Source organism: Pseudomonas sp. B3(2017), assembly GCF_002113595.1.
Classification (GTDB): domain Bacteria; phylum Pseudomonadota; class Gammaproteobacteria; order Pseudomonadales; family Pseudomonadaceae; genus Aquipseudomonas; species Aquipseudomonas ekonensis.
Genome location: NZ_NEIU01000001.1, coordinates 203,192 through 220,288 on the forward strand (window position 1 = coordinate 203,192; position 17,097 = coordinate 220,288).

Sequence of the window (17,097 nt, forward strand, 5' to 3'; positions counted from 1 at the left end):
GGAGCGCATTCATGGCTGTTGGTCTTGGTCCTTTGCCAACGTTGCACCCGGTTGCCGGTTTTGAACTCGGTATCGCCTCGGCCGGCATCAAGCGCCCGGGGCGCAAGGATGTCGTCGTGATGCGCTGTGCCGAAGGCTCCACCGTGGCCGGCGTGTTCACGTTGAACGCTTTCTGCGCAGCGCCGGTGATCCTGGCCAAGCAGCGCGTGAAGAATCCGGTGCGTTACCTGCTGACCAACACCGGCAACGCCAACGCCGGCACCGGCGAGCCGGGCCTGGCCGCCGCCGAGCGCACCTGCGCCAAGCTGGCCGAACTGACCGGCGTGGACGCCAGCCTGGTGCTGCCGTACTCCACCGGCGTGATCGGCGAGCCGCTGCCGGTCGAGAAGATCGAAGGCGCGCTGCAGGCCGCCCTGGACGACCTGTCGGAAAACAACTGGGAAGCCGCCGCCACCGGCATCATGACCACCGACACCCTGCCCAAGGGCGCCAGCCGCCAGTTCCGGCATGACGGCGTGACCGTCACCGTGACCGGCATCAGCAAGGGCGCCGGCATGATCCGGCCGAACATGGCGACCATGCTCGGCTACATCGCCACCGACGCCAAGGTCTCCCGCGACGTGCTGCAGAACCTGATGCTGGACGGCGCCAACAAGTCGTTCAACCGCATCACCATCGACGGCGACACCTCGACCAACGACTGCTGCATGCTGATCGCCACCGGCAAGGCCGCGCTGCCGGAAATCACCCGGGCCGAGGGCGAGCTGTTCGCCAAGCTCAAGCAGGCGGTGTTCGAGGTGTGCATGGACGTGGCCCAGGCCATCGTGCGCGACGGCGAAGGCGCGACCAAGTTCGTGACCGTCGAAGTCAACGGCGGCGGCAACCACCAGGAATGCCTGGACGTCGGCTACACCGTCGCCCACTCGCCGCTGATCAAGACCGCGCTGTTCGCCTCCGACCCGAACTGGGGCCGCATCCTGGCGGCCGTGGGCCGTGCCGGCGTGCCGGACCTGGACGTGAGCAAGATCGACGTGTTCCTCGGCGAAGTGTGCATCGCCAGCCGCGGCGCCCGTGCCGCGACCTACACCGAAGCCCAAGGCGCGGCGGTGATGCAGCGTGAAGAGATCACCATCCGCATCGAGCTGGGCCGCGGCGATTGCAGCGAAACGATCTGGACCACCGACCTGTCCCACGAGTACGTGAAGATCAACGCCGAATACCGCACCTGATTCGGAACCGGGTCGCGGCCATCGCCAGCAGGCTGGCTCTCGCAACGGACATTCTGCGCATGCAGGTTCTGTGGGAGCCAGCCTGCTGGCGATGACGGCGGCCCGGCACTGAAAGTCCCGACGTTTTCCACTGACGAAAAGGCGCCAAACCATGTCCCTGCACCTGATCATCGGCGACAAACTGCTTTCCTCCTGGTCCCTGCGCGGTGCCCTGGCCCTTGAGCTGGCCGGTGCGGCCTACACCGAAGAACGGGTCAAGCTCGGCAAGCCCGACACCCGCGAGCGTCTGCTCAAGCACTCGCCGACCGCCAAGGTGCCGCTGCTCAAGACCCCCCACGGCACCATCGCCGACTCGCTGGCCATCGCCGAGTACGTGGCCGAGCAGTTCCCGGCTGCGCAGCTCTGGCCCGCCGACGTCGCTGCCCGCGCCCAGGCCCGCTCGGCCTGCGCCCAGATGCACAGCGGTTTCTTCGCCATGCGCAACCACATGCCGTTCGACCTGAGCCACGAAGCGCCGCTGAACCCGGTGCCGCCGGAAGTGAAGGCCGACATCGAGCGCATGCTCGCGCTGTGGGCCGAGTGCCGCGCCGTGGCTACGGAAACCGGTCCCTACCTGTTCGGTCGCGCCAGCCTGGCCGACGCGTTCTTCGCCCCGATCGCCGTGCGCCTGCGCACCTATCAGGTGAGCCTGCCGGCGGCGGACGAAGCCTATGTTGAAACGGTCTACCGATGGCCGGCCTTCCAGGCCTGGCAGAAGGCGGGCCTTGAGGAGTTGCAGTCGTGAAACGTGTACACGTCGCTGCGGCCGTCATCCGTGACGGCAGCGGCAAGATCCTGATCGCCAAACGGGCGGACAGCCAGCATCAGGGCGGGTTGTGGGAATTCCCCGGCGGCAAGGTCGAGGACGGCGAATCGGTCGAGGCCGCGCTGGCCCGTGAGCTGCGCGAAGAGCTGGGGATCGTGGTCGGCCAGGCGCGCCCGCTGATCAAGGTGCGCCACGACTATCCGGACAAGCAGGTGCTGCTGGATGTCTGGGAGGTCGCAGCCTTCACCGGCGAGCCCCACGGCGCCGAAGGCCAGCCGTTGGCCTGGGTGACGGCCCGGGAGCTGGCGAACTACGAGTTCCCGGCGGCCAACCAGCCGATCGTCGCGGCGGCACGGTTGCCCGGCGAATACCTGATCACCCCGGACGGCCTGGAGACGCCGGCCTTGCTGCGGGGCATCCAGAAGGCCATCGCCGGCGGGATCAAACTGATCCAGCTGCGCGCGCCAAACGGCTACGACCCCAAATACCGCGATCTGGCGGTGGATGCGGTGGGGCTTTGCGCCGGCAAGGCTCAGCTGATGCTCAAGGGGCCGTTCGAATGGCTGGGGGATTTCCCCTCCGCCGGTTGGCACATCACTGCGGCGCAGTTGCGCAAGCACGCGGCGGCGGGGCGTCCGTTGCCGGCCAACCGCTGGCTGGCGGCGTCCTGCCACAACGCCGAAGAGCTGGCGCTGGCCGAGCAGATGGGCGTGGACTTCGTGACCCTGTCGCCGGTGCAGCCGACCCTGACCCATCCGGACGCGCAGCCGCTGGGCTGGGAACAGGCCCAGGCTTTGATCGAGGGCTTCAGCAAGCCGGTGTTCCTGTTGGGCGGCGTCGGCCCTGCGGAGCGGGAGAAGGCCTGGGGTGTCGGGGCCCAGGGCGTGGCGGGGATTCGGGCGTTCTGGCCGCAGGCTTGAGCTTGCGGTGAGCTTGCCGGCCTCATCGCCAGCAGGCTGGCTCCCCCAGGGTTCTGCGGTGAACACAGAGGCTGCATTCAACCGAGATAACTGTGGGAGCCAGCCTGCTGGCGATGGCTTTTACTGCCCTGAAGGCTTGGCCGCCGGCTGCCAAAGGATCTCGGCGATCCCTTGGCGACGGGCAATCAGCCGCGCCGCCACAAACAGCAGGTCCGACAGCCGGTTGATGTACGCCAGCCCGACGCCGGCCAGCGGTTCCACGGCATTCAAGTGCTGGCACCGTCGCTCGGCGCTGCGGGCCAGGCTGCGGCAGGCGTGGGCCTGGGCGATCAGCATCGAGCCGCCGGGCAGAATGAAGTTCTCCAGCGGCCCCAGCTCTTCGTTCCAGACATCGATGGCGGCCTCCAGGCGCTCCACCTCGGCCGTGTCCAACGCCTGATACGCCGGCATCGCCAGTTCGCCGCCGAGGTCGAACAGCCGGTGCTGGCAGGGCGCAAGCACCTCGATCAGTTCATTGAGCCCCGGGCATTGCCCGCGCTCGGCGATCAGCCCCGCCAGCAGCACGCCCATTTGGCTGTTCAGCGAATCGACTTCGCCGATGGCCTCGATCCGTGGGTGATCCTTGGGCACGCGGCGGCCGTCGCCCAGGCCCGTCTCGCCCTTGTCGCCGGTGCGGGTGTAGATCTTCGACAGGCGAAAGCCCATGGTTTACCTCGCTATCTGATTCAGTTCGGGTGCATTGGCGGTCGGCTGCACGAGCGGCAGGCGCAGGGTGAAGCAGGTGCCTTGGCCGAGCGTGGACTGCACCTCCATCTGGCCCTTGTGGTTGTTGGTGATGATGAAGTACGACACCGACAGCCCAAGCCCTGTGCCCTGACCGATTTCCTTGGTGGTGAAGAACGGTTCGAAGGTGCGTTTGCGCACGTTCTCGCTCATGCCGATGCCGTTGTCTTCGACCTGGATCTCCGCCCACGGCGGGTTCAGCCGGGTGCGCAGGGTGATCCGTCCCGGCTCGCGGTCGTCTTCGCGCTGGTGGATGGCCTGGGCGGCGTTCTTCAACAGGTTGAGCAGCACTTGCTCCAGTTCGTTGGCGGTGCCCGGCACCGGGCCGAGCGCCGGATCGAACTGGCGGACGATCGCCTGGCCCTTGAAGTCGAAGCCGATGGCCAGGTCGAAATCGTTGCCGGCGATCTCCACGGCCTGGTCGATCAGCGCCGGCAGGTCGCACGGGGCCATTTGCCGGGTGCTGCGGCGGCTGAAGCTGAGCATGTGGGTGACGATCTTCGCGGCCCGGGCGCCAGCCTGCTGGATGCCGTCGAGCAGTTGCGGCACTTCGCGGTTCTGCAGGTAGCGGTTGACCGCCTCCAGTTCCAGGCCCAGCAGTTCGGCCTGCTCCAGGTTCTTCGGCAGGTCCGCCGACAGCCGCCGGCGGATGTTCTGCACGTTGTGCAGGATCGCCCCCAGCGGGTTGTTGATTTCGTGGGCCATGCCGGCGGCGAGGCCGCCGACCGAGAGCATCTTCTCCGACTGCACCATCATTTCCTCAAGCGACAGGCGTTGGGTGATGTCGTCGATCCGGATCACCACGCCGCGCCCGGCGCCGCCCATCAGCGGGTAGAAGGTGAGGGCGTAGTGCTTGGGCTCGTCGTCCTTGAGCCAGGTCACCCGCTCGATCTTCGCCACGGTGTGCTGCTCGACGGTCTGCTTGAGCTGCGGCAGGAATGGCTTGAGCGGTTCGAACGCGAGGAAGATCGGCTGGTTCAGCGCTTCGTCCAGCCGCGTGCCGGAAAGGGCGCTGGCCTCCTGGTTCCACTGGGTGACGTAGAGCTGTTCGTCGAGGGCGATCAGGGCCGAGGGCATGGAGTCGATGATGCTGTTGAGGTAGTTCTGAAAACCCGTGAGCTTCTTTTCGATCTTGCTGCGCACCTGGACTTCCAGTTCCAGCTTGCGGTTGGTGTGGCGGGTTTCCTCGGCCAGGCCCTGGGCCTGGTCGTAGGCGGCCTGGGAGTCGTCGCGGGCGCGCTTGAGCTGCTGCTCGCGGGCCTCGATGCGCGACAGCATGGTATTGAAGGCCTCGGCCAGGCTGCCGATCTCGTCGTGGTTGCCCCGGGAGGCGCGCAGGGCGTAGTTCTCTTCGCGGGTCACCTGGCGCGACAGCTCTTCGAGCTGGTGGATGGGATGGGTGATCAGGCGTTTGATTTGCCGTGCGATGACCAGCCACAGCAGTACGCTGAAGATCAGGATGCCCAGGCTGGCGGTGAGGGTGCCGGTGTAGAACGCCACCGGCAGTTCGCTGCTGGCCACCAGCAACAGGTGGCCGGGGGCCGCGCCGGGGCGGGGCAGGGTGATCAGTTGGTTGCTGCGGAATTCGGTCAACTGCCAAGCTTCGATGTGCCGGTAGCGCTCGGGCAGGCTGAGCTTGTCGCCGCGCTGCACCTGGGCGATGCGTTCGCCCTTGCCGTCATACAGGGCGGCGGCGCGCAGCGGCGAATAGCTGTCGAGCTCCTTGAGCAGCCGCTCAGCGCTTTGCGGCGATTGCAGGGCCTCGGCCACCAGGGCGGGGTTCGACACCAGCCGGCCGATGGTCTGCAACGCCTGGGGCGCCATGCTTTCCTGGGAAATGTAGTAGGCGGCGCTGATGAAGGTCAGGTTGGCGACCAGCAGGACGGTGGTCAACAGCACCAGCAGGGCGGCCAGCAGTTTCTGGCCGACCGGCAGGTTTTCGAGGCGCTGGCGCAATGGCATCGGGTTTATCGCAGCAAAGGAACAAGTGGCCAGCGTAGCCGCTGCTCAATCGCCGGGCAATCCGAGGCGTTGCAGATGGGTGATCAGGCGCTGCTGCAACTGATGCAGGTGAGGCAGGTTCACCCGGTGCCGCTCGGCGGCTTTGCAGGCGTGGCCCAGCAGGTAGCTGATCTCGGTGCGGCGCCGGTTCGCCACGTCCTGGTGCATCGAGGAGAAGTTGGCGGCCGTGGCCTGGATCACCCGTTCGACCTCTTGTTGCAGGTTGTCGGCCGCCGCCGGTTGGCCGCAGCGCTCCAGCAGGTCGGTCAGCTCGGCGCACAGGGTGGCGACTTCGCAGGCATGCTGCTGCAAGCCGCCGTTGCGGCAGTCGTGCAGCACCGTCAGGGGATTGATCGCGCAATTGAGCGCCAATTTGCGCCACAGGCGGGTGAGGATGTCGGTGCTCCACTCGTGGGGGATCTTCGCGGCGCTCAGGTCGTCCAGCCAAATGGGCGCCACCGGATGCGCGGCGTCGCCGAGCCAGGTGTAGCCATGGCCGGCGAACACCACGCGCCAGTCGCCGTCGCGGAAGGCGCCTTCTGTGCTGGAAGCGAAAATGCACCGTGCGTGCGGCACCCGGGCGGCGACCGCTTCCTGGCTGCCGAGGCCGTTCTGCAGCAGGATCAGCTCGGCATCCGGCGCCAGGCGCGGGGCGAGGCGGGCGACGGCGCTTTCGGCGTCATAGGCCTTGCAGGCCACCAGCAGCCGCCGGATGGGCTCAGGGTGATCCGGCGTCTGCGCCGGCACGGCCCAGGTGCCCGGCTCGCCGTGTTCCACCAGGGTCAGCCCGCCGGTCGCTTCGTAGTCGCGCAGGCGCGCCGCGTCACGCAGGATCAGCCGCACCGGCCGTCCGGCCCGGGCCAGCCGCGTGGCCCACAAGGTGCCGAGGCTGCCGGCGCCGAGCACATGCCAAGGGGTGGACATCAGTTTTTCGCTCGCTGGGGTAAAGGCATGCAAGGCTCGCCGTGTGGTGGGGAAAAGACCCGTTATAATGAGCCCGATTTTAACCGCAAGCCAAGCGCGCCGCGTCCTGTACGGGCGCGCCTTTTCATTGGAGAGATTACATGCCGTCGTTCGACGTGGTATCCGAGCTGGACAAACACGAAGTCACCAACGCGGTCGAGAACGCCGTGAAGGAGCTCGATCGTCGCTATGACCTCAAAGGCAAGGGCAGCTTCGAGTTCAAGGACAAAGACCTGACCGTCAACCTGACCGCTGAAGCCGAGTTCCAGCTGGAAGCGATGATCGAGATCCTCAAGCTGGCCCTGGTCAAGCGCAAGATCGATGTGCAGTGCCTTGAGGTCAAGGACGCTTTCGCATCGGGCAAGGTGATGAAACAGGAAGCCGTGCTCAAGGAAGGCATCGACAAAGAGCTGGCGAAGAAGATCGTCGCGCACATCAAGGACGCCAAGCTCAAGGTGCAGGCCGCCATCCAGGGCGAGCAGGTGCGCGTCACCGGCAAGAAGCGCGATGACCTGCAGGAAGCCATCGCGGCGCTGCGCGCCAAGGAATTCGGCATGCCGCTGCAGTTCAACAACTTCCGCGACTGAGCCATCATTGTGGAACCTCTCGGCGTTTAAGGCGTCCGAGGCCCAAGCAGCGGCAGAAACGATCCGGCCCCTTCGGCCCGGTCTTTCTGCCGCTGGTTTTTATAGCCCGGGTAGCCGGAAAATTCAGGAGATAGAACATGGATTTGAATGCTGAGGTGGACAACCTCGTCAAGGTGTCTCAGGCGTGGATCCCGATGATCATGGAGTACGGCAGCCGCGTCTTGCTGGCGGTCGTGACCCTGGCCATCGGTTGGTGGCTGATCAACAAGGTGACCCAGAAGCTCGGCGGCCTGCTGGCCCTGCGCAATGCCGACCTGGCGCTGCAAGGTTTCATCAGCAGCCTGGCGAACATCATTCTCAAGGTGCTGCTGATCGTCAGCGTGGCGTCGATGATCGGCGTCGAAACCACATCGTTCGTCGCGGCCATCGGTGCGGCCGGCCTGGCCATCGGCCTGGCGTTGCAGGGCAGCCTGGCGAACTTCGCCGGCGGCGTGCTGATCCTGCTGTTCCGTCCGTTCCGCATCGGTGACTGGATCGAGGCCCAAGGCGTGGCCGGCACCGTCGACAGCATCCAGATTTTCCACACCGTGCTGCGCACCGGCGACAACAAGACCATCATCGTGCCCAACGGCAACCTGTCGAACGGCATCATCACCAACACCAACCGTCAGCCGACCCGCAAGGTCGTGTTCGATGTCGGCGTCGACTACGAAGCCGATCTGCAAAAGGCCCGTCAGGTGCTGTTGGAGTTGGCCAAGGATGAGCGCGTGTTGCAGGATCCTGCGCCGCAAGCGGTTATTTCGACTCTGGGCGACAGTTCGATCACTGTTTCCCTGCGCGTCTGGGTCAAGACCGCAGACTATTGGGATGTGATGTTCATGTTTAATGAACTGTCCCGCGACCGTTTAAAGACCGCCGGCATTGATATTCCGTTTCCGCAACGGGTGATTCGTGTGGTTCAGGAATCGGCAGTGCAGTGATTGAATTGACAGTTCTTCGGTTGACTCTTCAGTCAATGGTCGAACTTGAAGACGATCGAGCAGATGTAATAACGCCGCATATAAAAAGGCCCATCGCAAGATGGGCCTTTTTTTGTGTAGCGAACTAACCCGCTGCGATTACAAGATCGACAGTGGGTAGTCGACGATCAGGCGGAACTCGTCGATATCACCTTCGCCTTGGTCAGTGTTAGCACGGTGCCAAGCTTGACGGATACGGAAGGACAGGTCTTTGGCAGGGCCGGATTGAACGACGTACTTGGCTTCCACGTTGGTTTCGTGGTGTTTGCCGTCTTCGCCGTACAGACCGGTGTAGGCGCTGCCGGCTGGGGTGTTGGTGCCGTCGATGTCCCAACCTTTGACGTAACGGGCCATGAAGCTCAGGCCTGGAACGCCGTACTCGGCCATTTTCAGGTCATAACGAGCCTGAACGGATTTCTCGCCTGGGCCGTTGAAGTCAGAGTACTGGATGGAGTTGGCGAGGAAGATCGAGTCGCCGCCGCGGTTGTTCTTGCCTACGCCGATGTAGTCGAACGGGGTGTCGCCGTTCACTTTCTGGAAGCCGATGGTGAAGGTGTGGGCTTTCAGGAAGGACAGGGCGGTTGCCAGGGACCAGGCGGTGTTGCTGATTTCGCCGGCGTTCGCGCTACCGGTGTCGGTGGTGCGGTAGATGTTGAAGTCGGTGTTCAGCGAGGTGTCACCACCGAACGGCGTGGTGAGGTTCACGTTGGCGTAGTACTGGTTCCAGATGTCTTCCAGCTTGGCGCCGTAGAGCGATGCGCTCAGGTTGTCGGTGATGCCGTACTTGCCGCCGAAGTAGTCGATGCTCTTGGCGCGTACGCCAGCGTAGTTGGCCCACAGGTCGCCGTCACGGGCGTTGCGGTCCTGGCTGGTGGCGGAGTAGAAGTGACCGGCTTCCAGATCCAGGTCTTTGACTTCGCTGCTCTGCAGTTGGATACCGCTGGCGGTTTGGTGAAGGATGCGGGAGCCGCCTACAGCGAACACCGGAGCGGTGCTTGGCTGCATGTCGCCGATCTTCAGCTCGGTCTTGGATACGCGGAACTTGACGGCGGCGCCGGCCTTGCCTTGGCTGTCGTTGTTCTCGCCCTGGGCGTTGGTGCTCAGGTTGCCCGAACCGGAGTACTTGTCGGAGCCGTCCAGTTTGATCGCCAGTTGACCCCAGCCTTCAACGCCCACGCCCACGGTGCCTTGGGTGTAGCCGGAGCTGAAGTGAGCCTGGAAGCCCTGGGTCCAGTCCTTGTCGTCCACCGCACCGTCTTTCTTGTTGCGGTTGTAGTAGTAGTTGCGAAGCAACAGGTCGAACTTGGCGTCTTCAACAAAGCCTTTGGCTTCAGACTGGTCACTTACAAAAGGTGCGGCCGTAGCCAGCTGAGTACTGGCTGCTGCAGCAACTGCCAGTGCGATCATGCTCCACTTCATCACGCGCATCGTGATTTGCTCCTTTGGTTTTAGAAGAGTACTGCCGTCCCACCGGTTTTATTATCTGGGCGGCTCTTTCTTTTTGTGTCGGCGCAAACTTATATCACGCCGACCATGTTGGCGATACTTGCGCATCCAACCTTTCAGCTTCTTTACGACCCTGTCGCAATCGGCTTCGTAGATGTCGCAAATTTACAGTCCGAATGCAATGGGACTGGCAACTTCAGCACTGTTTTACAGGGCTTGAGCATCGGTAAAAAAGAGTCCCTTGGCAAAACGCTTGAATCTCCATCGGGCAACCCTGCCACTGTTTTTTTTGGCCTTGGGGTAACCACTTCCCGTGGCGTGCCCATAGACCATATGAGTACGAATGCAACAAGCGTGCACAAACCGCATTTCTGATGCGGATATTTTTCAAAACGCCCGCCTGCCGCTGTGAAAACCTTGTAAATACGGGCGTTCAAGCGCGTGTTTCAGCGGGCTTGACGCCATTCCTCCTATGGTGTTGCCACGGCCGTTTCGGCCCGCGACAACCAAAAACGTTACCGGTTCACCCCGCCAGTGAGTATTCGGCGGATGCCCGAAGCAATGAGCGTAGACCCACTGTGCGGTTTTGGTGCAAAAAATTTTGGGGCCGTACCGGATTCATGCCGTTCAGCCCTGAACGCGGCTGCATTCTCCCGCCGTCCGGTTGCCTTGCGCGTCGCTTGCTGGTGCAAGGAAAGCGCAAATGCCGCATCTCGGGGCAGCGCAGCCGTCACCGGATGCCGTGTCGTTCGCCGTGAAGGATCGGGCATTCGCAGGTATGCTGCCGTCCGGTCGCTTGGCGCGCCGCCCCCGGGACGGGCCGCTAAGCTGAATAATGTGATCAGCCGGGAGTGCGCGCAGTGTTTGCTTTAGATTCACGACTTCAACAGGACACCCTGACGATCGGCGACTTCCCGCTCTGCCGCTTGCTGCTGTCCAACGACTCCAACTATCCGTGGTTCATCCTGGTGCCACGCCGCGAAGATATCAGCGAGTTGTTTCAGTTGGATGTCGCCGACCAGCAACGGCTTTGGCAGGAAACCACCGCCCTGGCCGAGGTGCTCAAGGACTCGTTCGATGCCGACAAGCTCAATGTCGCGACGCTGGGCAATGTCGTCAGCCAACTGCACATGCACGTGATCGTGCGCAAGCGTGACGACGCCGCCTGGCCGGCGCCGGTCTGGGGCAAGCACCCGGCCAAGCCCTATGAGGCGGCTCAGGTGACGGCCATCCGCGAGCGGCTGCGCCTGGTGCTGGGCGATGAATTCACGTTTCTGGAGGCCTGAGCCATGAGCCTTGAACAACGGGTTACCGATCTGGAAAGCCGTCTGGCGTTTCAGGACGACACCATCCAGGCGCTGAACGATGTGCTGGTGGAGCAGCAGCGGGTGGTGGAGCGCCTGCAGTTGCAGATGGCCGCGCTGCTCAAGCGTCAGGAAGAGCTGGTCGGCCAGATCGGCTCCTTCGAAGAGGATGCGCCGCCGCCCCACTACTGAGTGTCGCCGTGCTTTTCGGCGGGCAATAAAAAACCGCGGGCAGCCTTGGCTGTCCGCGGTTTTTTTGAGGCTTCGGATCAGCGGCGGGGCAGGGCTGCGATCACGTCCTCGGCTTGCAGGCCTTTGTCGCGGTTCATCACCGAGAACTCCACGCGCTGGCCTTCGACCAGGACGCGGTGGCCTTCACCGCGGATGGCCCGGAAGTGCACGAAGATATCGTCGCCGGAATCCCGGGAGATGAAGCCGAAGCCCTTGGAGGTGTTGAACCACTTCACCGTGCCGGTATCGCGGTTGCTCATGTCGTAGCTCGGCGCTGCGGCGGCCGGCGAGGACTTGTGGAAGCCGACGGCCAAGTGCAGCGCCACGGCGACCAGGGCGATGGCCAGGCTGAACAGCACGGCCGGCTGGCCGGCGATGACCGGCATCGGCGCGATCAGCGTCAGGGTCTGCAAGACCACGGTCAGCAGCAGCAAGGCGCTGGCCAGGTTTTGCAGGTGTTGGCGAGGGCCCTTGTTCCATTGCGGGATCACAGGCGCCAGCACCAGGTTCAGCAGGCCGAAAAGGGCCAGGTACAGGGCATCGGGCTGTTGCAGGTAAGGTACGGCTTCGGACCTCAGGCTGGGTATGAAGGACAGCAGCAAGGCTGCTGCGCCCATTAGCAGGTGGACGATTTTCAACATTTTTATTGACTCACGTTATGACGGCTCACAAGGAAGAGCTGAAGGCGCACGGTTCGCTTCGAAACGATAAAGAGGCGTTGGACACGCGCACGGCATCAGCCTATGCGCAACGCCCGGAAAACGGGGCGTAGCGACACACTGCCTATTTAACAGCAAAGATTGCGGGTTCTCAAACCGGCCCGGCCAATGGCGGGCGGCCGGACGTTTTGCCGCAGCCTGCGCCGGGATGCAGGGCTGCGGGGCATCGCCGGGCTTGCTAGAGTGGGTCTGCACCTGCTGGATGAACTCAATCGCCGTTAGGGGGTAAGCATGGCCATCGATATCGGTATCAGTGAAGCAGACCGCAAATCCATCGTCGACGGGTTGTCCCGGCTGCTGTCGGATACCTACGTGCTGTATCTGAAGACCCACAACTTCCATTGGAACGTCACCGGCCCCATGTTCCGCACGCTGCACCTGATGTTCGAGGAGCAGTACAACGAACTGGCCCTGGCCGTCGATCTGATCGCGGAGCGCATCCGCGCCCTGGGCTTCCCGGCGCCGGGGGCCTATTCGACCTACGCCAGGCTGTCCTCGATCAAGGAAGAGGAAGGCGTGCCGAGCGCCGAAGACATGATCCGGCAACTGGTTGCCGGGCAAGAGGCCGTGACCCGCACCGCCCGCGGCATTTTCCCGCTGCTGGACAAGGTCAGCGACGAGCCTACCGCGGACCTGCTGACTCAGCGCATGCAGGTGCATGAGAAGACCGCGTGGATGCTCCGCGCACTGCTCGAGGCCTGACCGGGCGGCGCGGACGCTTGCGCCGGGCGTTCGCGCCGGTCTGCTGTTTCTGACTTTTTCCGTTGGCTTATCCTACGGCGACGGTCAAATAGTCATCTGGATATAACTTTGCGGCTGCGTTTCTATGAGGGGGCAGAGATTGTCCCTGGCAAAACGTAGAGATGGCAAAGGAGTGTCAACGATATGGCAGATGGAGACAGGCGGAGCGACAGGACGGTCGCCGCGCAGGGGAAACTGAAGGTCGACCCGTTTGACGACGGCCTCGACATGGCATTGATCAGGCCGTTGTCCCGGTCCGTGCGTCTGAACGGATTCGCGACGTGCCTGAGGCTGGAGCAGGTCTACTGGAACATTCTCGGCGGCATGGCGCAGGACAACGCATGTTCGGTCAATGCGCTGCTCTCCCATGTGGACCGGGAAGTGCATCTGCGGCACGGCGGCGTGAAGAACTTCAGCGCGCTGGTGCGGGTGGTGTGCGTGATGCGCGGGCTCAAGGCCCCGACGGGCGCGGCATCGCCCCCGTGTTGAGAGGCTGATCCGCCCTGTGCAGTCTACGGCTGCACAGGGCGAATTTAATGGCTATAATCCCGCCCTTTCGCCGCACGGCCCTGCATGCGGCGGCAACCTGTTCGCCGAGACACCCCGCCATGCCGATGTACGATTACCAATGTGCTTCCTGTGGTCATCAGTTGGAAGCCATTCAGAAGATCAGTGACGCACCGCTGGTCGATTGCCCGGCCTGTCAGGCGCCGGCACTCAAGAAGCTGCTGTCCATGCCCGGTTTCCGCCTGAGTGGCAGCGGTTGGTACGAAACCGATTTCAAGACCGGCGCGAAGAAGAATCTGGCCGGTGGCGACAAATCTGACTAGGGTTTAGGGCCTGGGTCGAACGACACGCGCGAGTTCCGGCGTCGGCACACCGCTTGGGTGCGGCAGGATCTCCACCGAATTTCGAATTACGAGAAGCGAAACCACTACCATGATGCGCAGCCATTATTGCGGCCAACTGAACGAAAGCCTGGAAGGCCAGGAAGTTACCCTTTGCGGATGGGTTCACCGTCGCCGCGACCACGGCGGGGTGATCTTCCTCGATATCCGTGATCGTGAGGGCCTGGCCCAGGTGGTCTTCGACCCGGACCGCGCCGAGACCTTCGCCGCCGCCGACCGCGTGCGCAGCGAATACGTGGTCAAGATCACCGGCAAGGTGCGCCTGCGTCCGGCCGGCGCCGGCAACGCGAACATGGCTTCGGGCATGATCGAAGTGCTGGGCTACGAGCTGGAAGTGCTGAATGAGGCGGAAACCCCGCCGTTCCCGCTCAACGAATACTCCGACGTCGGCGAAGAGACCCGCCTGCGTTACCGCTTCATCGACCTGCGCCGCCCGGAAATGGCCGAGAAGCTGCGTCTGCGTTCGCGCATGACCACCAGCATCCGCCGCTACCTGGACGAGAACGGCTTCCTGGACGTCGAGACGCCGATCCTGACCCGCGCGACGCCGGAAGGCGCCCGTGACTACCTGGTGCCGAGCCGTACCCACGCCGGTTCGTTCTTCGCGCTGCCGCAATCGCCTCAGCTGTTCAAGCAACTGCTGATGGTGGCCGGCTTCGACCGCTACTACCAGATCGCCAAGTGCTTCCGCGACGAAGACCTGCGCGCCGACCGTCAGCCGGAATTCACCCAGATCGACATCGAGACCAGCTTCCTCGATGAAAAGGACATCATGGGCCTGACCGAAGGCATGATCCGCGCCCTGTTCAAGGAAGTGCTGGGTCTGGAGTTCGGCGAGTTCCCGCACATGACCTTCGAAGAGGCCATGCGCCGCTACGGTTCCGACAAGCCTGACCTGCGTATTCCGCTGGAACTGGTGGACGTTGCCGATCAGCTCAAGGACGTGGAGTTCAAGGTGTTCAGCGGCCCGGCCAACGATCCGAAATGCCGTATCGCCGCGCTGCGCGTCCCTGGCGGGGCGAGCATGCCGCGCAAGCAGATCGACGACTACACCAAGTTCGTCGGCATCTACGGCGCCAAGGGCCTGGCGTACATCAAGGTCAACGAGCGCGCCGCCGGTGTCGATGGCCTGCAGTCGCCGATCGTCAAGAACATTCCTGAAGCCAATCTGAACGTGATCCTCGATCGCGTCGGCGCGGTCGACGGCGACATCGTGTTCTTCGGTGCCGACAAGGCCAAGATCGTCAGCGAAGCCCTGGGCGCGCTGCGCATCAAGCTGGGCCACGACCTGAACCTGCTGACCTGCGAGTGGGCGCCGATGTGGGTCGTCGACTTCCCGATGTTCGAAGAGAACGACGACGGCAGCTTCACCGCGCTGCACCACCCGTTCACCGCGCCGAAGTGCACGCCGGAGGAGCTGGAGGCCAACCCGGCCACCGCGCTGTCCCGCGCCTACGACATGGTCCTGAACGGCACCGAGCTGGGCGGCGGTTCGATCCGTATCCACCGCAAGGAAATGCAACAGGCGGTGTTCCGCCTGCTGGGCATCAACGAAGCGGAACAGGAAGAGAAGTTCGGCTTCCTGCTCGACGCGCTGAAGTACGGTGCGCCGCCGCACGGTGGCCTGGCCTTCGGCCTGGACCGTCTGGTGATGCTGATGACCGGCGCCCAGTCGATCCGCGAAGTGATCGCCTTCCCGAAAACCCAGAGCGCGGCGTGCGTCATGACGCAGGCGCCGGGTCTGGTGGACGCCAAGGCGCTGCGCGAACTGCACATCCGTTTGCGCGAAACGCCAAAGGCTGAGTAAGACGGGCCTGAAGGCGCATCTTCGGATGCGCCTTTTTTCATTCTGCAAGGACTGGAAAACAGGTCGAAATTTTTGTTTGCCGGCCGGCGCGGCTTCGCGGGGCGGGCAATGTGTCAAAGAGAATTCGGAGCGAGATATGGCAGGTCATTCCAAGTGGGCGAACATCAAGCACCGCAAAGAACGCCAGGATGCCAAACGAGGCAAGATCTTCACCAAGTGGATCCGTGAGCTGACCGTGGCGGCCAAGCAGGGCGGCGGCGACCCGGGCTCCAACCCGCGTCTGCGCCTGGCCCTGGACAAGGCCCTGGGCGCGAACATGAGTCGCGACATCATCGATCGCGCTGTCGCCCGCGGCGCAGGCGCCACCGAGGCCGACAATGTCGAAGAGCTGACCTACGAAGGCTACGGCCCGGGCGGCGTGGCGGTGATGGTCGAGTGCATGACCGACAACCGCAACCGCACCGCAGCGGCCGTGCGCCATGCGTTCAGCAAGTGCGGCGGCAACCTCGGCACCGACGGTTCGGTGGCGTACCTGTTCGAGCGCAAGGGCCAGATCAGCTTCGCGCCGGGCGTCGACGAAGATGCCCTGACGGAAGCGGCGCTGGAAGCCGACGCCGATGACGTCGTCGCCCATGAGGACGGTTCCATCGAGGTGTTCACCTCGTTCTCCGGGTTCTATGCCGTGAAGAACGCGCTGGAGGCCGCCGGCTTCAAGGGCGACGACGCGGAAATCGTCATGCAGCCGACCACCAGCGCCGAGCTGGATCTGGAAGGCGCGGAGAAGGTGCTCAAGCTGATCGACATGCTCGAGGACCTGGACGACGTGCAGAACGTCTACTCCAACGCCGACATCCCGGAAGATGTGGCCGCCCAACTCAACTGAAGTCCTGCATTGAGCCCTGTGGGAGCTGGCTTGCCAGCGATGGCGTCGGCGCATCAAGCATTGATGTCGCCTGACACAACGTCATCGCCGGCAAGCCGGCTCCCGCATTCGTAATGCGTTATCTTGAATTTCGTGGATTTTTCGAACCCGCAGGCGTTATGACTTTAATCCTTGGAATCGACCCCGGCTCGCGCATCACCGGTTACGGCGTGGTCCGCGACACCGGACGCGGCTGCGTGTACGTGGCCTCCGGCTGCATCCGCACCGGCGGCGGCGAGCTGCACGAACGGCTGCAGATCGTTTACCGCGGTGTGCGGGAGATCATCCAGACCTACGGCCCCGTGACCATGGGCATCGAAAAGGTGTTCATGGCGCGCAACGCCGACTCGGCGCTGAAGCTGGGCCAGGCCCGGGGCGCGGCGATCGTGGCCGGCGCCGAGGAAAGCCTGGAGATCGCCGAGTACACGGCGACCCAGGTCAAGCAGGCGGTGGTCGGCACCGGTGCGGCGAACAAGGAGCAGGTGCAGATGATGGTCATGCACATGCTCAAGCTCACCAGCAAACCGCAGATCGACGCCTCGGACGCCCTGGCCATCGCCATTTGCCATGCGCACACCCGTGCCAGCCTGCTGCCCCACGGGTTGGGGGCGGCACGCAGTCGTGGCGGGCGCCTGCGTCTCTGATAGCATCAGCAGTCAATTTTCCGGAATGGGGGCCGAGCGCCCGGGCCGTCGGCCCGCCTCCCCGGTTC

Annotated in this window: 18 protein-coding genes; 13 read left to right on the plus strand and 5 right to left on the minus strand. The window is 63.8% G+C overall.

Annotated features, from left to right (window positions below; all coding sequences use genetic code 11):
• Window positions 1-11: 11 nt before the first annotated feature.
• The 3 genes from argJ to CAG33_RS00790 all read left to right on the plus strand — a co-directional run bounded on the left by argJ (window position 12) and on the right by CAG33_RS00790 (window position 2,954).
• Window positions 12-1,229 (plus strand): bifunctional glutamate N-acetyltransferase/amino-acid acetyltransferase ArgJ, encoded by a 1,218-nt coding sequence (gene argJ, locus CAG33_RS00780; RefSeq protein WP_085580424.1) that lies wholly within the window; start codon window positions 12-14, stop codon window positions 1,227-1,229.
• Window positions 1,230-1,380: 151 nt separating this feature from the next.
• Window positions 1,381-2,013 carry a glutathione S-transferase gene (locus tag CAG33_RS00785; RefSeq protein WP_085580426.1) on the plus strand — a complete coding sequence of 211 codons (633 nt, stop codon included), beginning with the start codon at window positions 1,381-1,383 and terminating at the stop codon, window positions 2,011-2,013.
• The gene (locus tag CAG33_RS00790; protein ID WP_085580428.1) at window positions 2,010-2,954 is read left to right on the plus strand and encodes a Nudix family hydrolase; all 945 of its coding nucleotides are present in this window, start codon (window positions 2,010-2,012) and stop codon (window positions 2,952-2,954) included. The genes CAG33_RS00785 and CAG33_RS00790 overlap by 4 nt, the downstream gene beginning before the upstream one ends.
• Window positions 2,955-3,074: 120 nt before the next feature.
• Here the strand turns inward: CAG33_RS00790 and CAG33_RS00795 are convergent, their stop codons facing one another.
• The 3 genes from CAG33_RS00795 to CAG33_RS00805 are packed head-to-tail and all read right to left on the minus strand — an operon-like array spanning window position 3,075 to window position 6,662.
• Window positions 3,075-3,659, minus strand: coding sequence for a cob(I)yrinic acid a,c-diamide adenosyltransferase (locus tag CAG33_RS00795; protein ID WP_085580430.1), 585 nt, complete (start codon window positions 3,657-3,659; stop codon window positions 3,075-3,077).
• A 3-nt stretch (window positions 3,660-3,662) separates the two neighbouring features.
• A complete protein-coding gene (locus CAG33_RS00800) occupies window positions 3,663-5,699 on the minus strand; it encodes an ATP-binding protein (RefSeq protein ID WP_085636606.1) in 2,037 nt (678 codons plus the stop codon).
• A 45-nt stretch (window positions 5,700-5,744) separates the two neighbouring features.
• The gene (locus CAG33_RS00805) at window positions 5,745-6,662 is read right to left on the minus strand and encodes a putative 2-dehydropantoate 2-reductase (RefSeq protein ID WP_085636608.1); all 918 of its coding nucleotides are present in this window, start codon (window positions 6,660-6,662) and stop codon (window positions 5,745-5,747) included.
• A gap of 140 nt (window positions 6,663-6,802) precedes the next feature.
• On the opposite strand from CAG33_RS00805, the gene CAG33_RS00810 reads away from it, so the two are divergent.
• Window positions 6,803-7,288 (plus strand): YajQ family cyclic di-GMP-binding protein, encoded by a 486-nt coding sequence (locus tag CAG33_RS00810; protein WP_085580436.1) that lies wholly within the window; start codon window positions 6,803-6,805, stop codon window positions 7,286-7,288.
• 137 nt (window positions 7,289-7,425) lie between these two features.
• Window positions 7,426-8,268: a mechanosensitive ion channel family protein gene (locus CAG33_RS00815; protein WP_085580438.1), complete on the plus strand. Its 843-nt coding sequence runs from the start codon at window positions 7,426-7,428 to the stop codon at window positions 8,266-8,268.
• Window positions 8,269-8,406: 138 nt separating this feature from the next.
• On the opposite strand, the gene CAG33_RS00820 is transcribed toward CAG33_RS00815, so the two are convergent.
• Complete coding sequence (locus CAG33_RS00820) at window positions 8,407-9,735, minus strand: OprD family porin (protein WP_085629531.1); 1,329 nt, start codon at window positions 9,733-9,735, stop codon at window positions 8,407-8,409.
• An 878-nt stretch (window positions 9,736-10,613) separates the two neighbouring features.
• Here CAG33_RS00820 and CAG33_RS00825 point away from each other — a divergent pair.
• Both CAG33_RS00825 and CAG33_RS00830 read left to right on the plus strand, forming a co-directional pair.
• Complete coding sequence (locus CAG33_RS00825; RefSeq protein WP_085580442.1) at window positions 10,614-11,039, plus strand: HIT domain-containing protein; 426 nt, start codon at window positions 10,614-10,616, stop codon at window positions 11,037-11,039.
• A gap of 3 nt (window positions 11,040-11,042) precedes the next feature.
• Window positions 11,043-11,249 carry a SlyX family protein gene (locus tag CAG33_RS00830; protein WP_085580444.1) on the plus strand — a complete coding sequence of 69 codons (207 nt, stop codon included), beginning with the start codon at window positions 11,043-11,045 and terminating at the stop codon, window positions 11,247-11,249.
• 77 nt (window positions 11,250-11,326) lie between these two features.
• On the opposite strand, the gene CAG33_RS28890 is transcribed toward CAG33_RS00830, so the two are convergent.
• Window positions 11,327-11,929 (minus strand): cold-shock protein, encoded by a 603-nt coding sequence (locus CAG33_RS28890; RefSeq protein WP_085629532.1) that lies wholly within the window; start codon window positions 11,927-11,929, stop codon window positions 11,327-11,329.
• A gap of 309 nt (window positions 11,930-12,238) precedes the next feature.
• On the opposite strand from CAG33_RS28890, the gene CAG33_RS00840 reads away from it, so the two are divergent.
• The 6 genes from CAG33_RS00840 to ruvC all read left to right on the plus strand — a co-directional run bounded on the left by CAG33_RS00840 (window position 12,239) and on the right by ruvC (window position 17,029).
• Window positions 12,239-12,709, plus strand: a complete 471-nt coding sequence (locus CAG33_RS00840; protein ID WP_085580448.1) for a Dps family protein — start codon at window positions 12,239-12,241, stop codon at window positions 12,707-12,709.
• Window positions 12,710-12,892: 183 nt separating this feature from the next.
• Entirely contained in the window at window positions 12,893-13,237 is a 345-nt protein-coding gene (locus CAG33_RS00845) for a ribbon-helix-helix domain-containing protein (protein WP_085580451.1), read from the plus strand.
• A gap of 119 nt (window positions 13,238-13,356) precedes the next feature.
• The gene (locus CAG33_RS00850) at window positions 13,357-13,578 is read left to right on the plus strand and encodes an FmdB family zinc ribbon protein (RefSeq protein ID WP_085580453.1); all 222 of its coding nucleotides are present in this window, start codon (window positions 13,357-13,359) and stop codon (window positions 13,576-13,578) included.
• Window positions 13,579-13,687: 109 nt separating this feature from the next.
• Entirely contained in the window at window positions 13,688-15,463 is a 1,776-nt protein-coding gene (gene aspS, locus CAG33_RS00855) for an aspartate--tRNA ligase (RefSeq protein ID WP_085580455.1), read from the plus strand.
• A 136-nt stretch (window positions 15,464-15,599) separates the two neighbouring features.
• Complete coding sequence (locus tag CAG33_RS00860; protein ID WP_085580457.1) at window positions 15,600-16,346, plus strand: YebC/PmpR family DNA-binding transcriptional regulator; 747 nt, start codon at window positions 15,600-15,602, stop codon at window positions 16,344-16,346.
• A 158-nt stretch (window positions 16,347-16,504) separates the two neighbouring features.
• Window positions 16,505-17,029: a crossover junction endodeoxyribonuclease RuvC gene (ruvC, locus tag CAG33_RS00865; RefSeq protein ID WP_085580459.1), complete on the plus strand. Its 525-nt coding sequence runs from the start codon at window positions 16,505-16,507 to the stop codon at window positions 17,027-17,029.
• The last annotated feature ends 68 nt before the right edge of the window (window positions 17,030-17,097 follow it).

Excerpts from the sequence above, each read along its gene's own strand:
- CAG33_RS00860 (WP_085580457.1), top strand. The coding sequence starts at position 15,600 with ATGGCAGGTCATTCCAAGTGGGCGAACATCAAGCACCGCAAAGAACGC.
- CAG33_RS28890 (WP_085629532.1), bottom strand. The coding sequence starts at position 11,929 with ATGTTGAAAATCGTCCACCTGCTAATGGGCGCAGCAGCCTTGCTGCTG.
- CAG33_RS00850 (WP_085580453.1), top strand. The coding sequence starts at position 13,357 with ATGCCGATGTACGATTACCAATGTGCTTCCTGTGGTCATCAGTTGGAA.
- CAG33_RS00815 (WP_085580438.1), top strand. The coding sequence starts at position 7,426 with ATGGATTTGAATGCTGAGGTGGACAACCTCGTCAAGGTGTCTCAGGCG.
- CAG33_RS00830 (WP_085580444.1), top strand. The coding sequence starts at position 11,043 with ATGAGCCTTGAACAACGGGTTACCGATCTGGAAAGCCGTCTGGCGTTT.
- CAG33_RS00810 (WP_085580436.1), top strand. The coding sequence starts at position 6,803 with ATGCCGTCGTTCGACGTGGTATCCGAGCTGGACAAACACGAAGTCACC.
- ruvC (WP_085580459.1), top strand. The coding sequence starts at position 16,505 with ATGACTTTAATCCTTGGAATCGACCCCGGCTCGCGCATCACCGGTTAC.
- CAG33_RS00840 (WP_085580448.1), top strand. The coding sequence starts at position 12,239 with ATGGCCATCGATATCGGTATCAGTGAAGCAGACCGCAAATCCATCGTC.
- aspS (WP_085580455.1), top strand. The coding sequence starts at position 13,688 with ATGATGCGCAGCCATTATTGCGGCCAACTGAACGAAAGCCTGGAAGGC.
- CAG33_RS00820 (WP_085629531.1), bottom strand. The coding sequence starts at position 9,735 with ATGCGCGTGATGAAGTGGAGCATGATCGCACTGGCAGTTGCTGCAGCA.
- CAG33_RS00785 (WP_085580426.1), top strand. The coding sequence starts at position 1,381 with ATGTCCCTGCACCTGATCATCGGCGACAAACTGCTTTCCTCCTGGTCC.
- CAG33_RS00795 (WP_085580430.1), bottom strand. The coding sequence starts at position 3,659 with ATGGGCTTTCGCCTGTCGAAGATCTACACCCGCACCGGCGACAAGGGC.
- CAG33_RS00800 (WP_085636606.1), bottom strand. The coding sequence starts at position 5,699 with ATGCCATTGCGCCAGCGCCTCGAAAACCTGCCGGTCGGCCAGAAACTG.
- argJ (WP_085580424.1), top strand. The coding sequence starts at position 12 with ATGGCTGTTGGTCTTGGTCCTTTGCCAACGTTGCACCCGGTTGCCGGT.
- CAG33_RS00805 (WP_085636608.1), bottom strand. The coding sequence starts at position 6,662 with ATGTCCACCCCTTGGCATGTGCTCGGCGCCGGCAGCCTCGGCACCTTG.
- CAG33_RS00845 (WP_085580451.1), top strand. The coding sequence starts at position 12,893 with ATGGCAGATGGAGACAGGCGGAGCGACAGGACGGTCGCCGCGCAGGGG.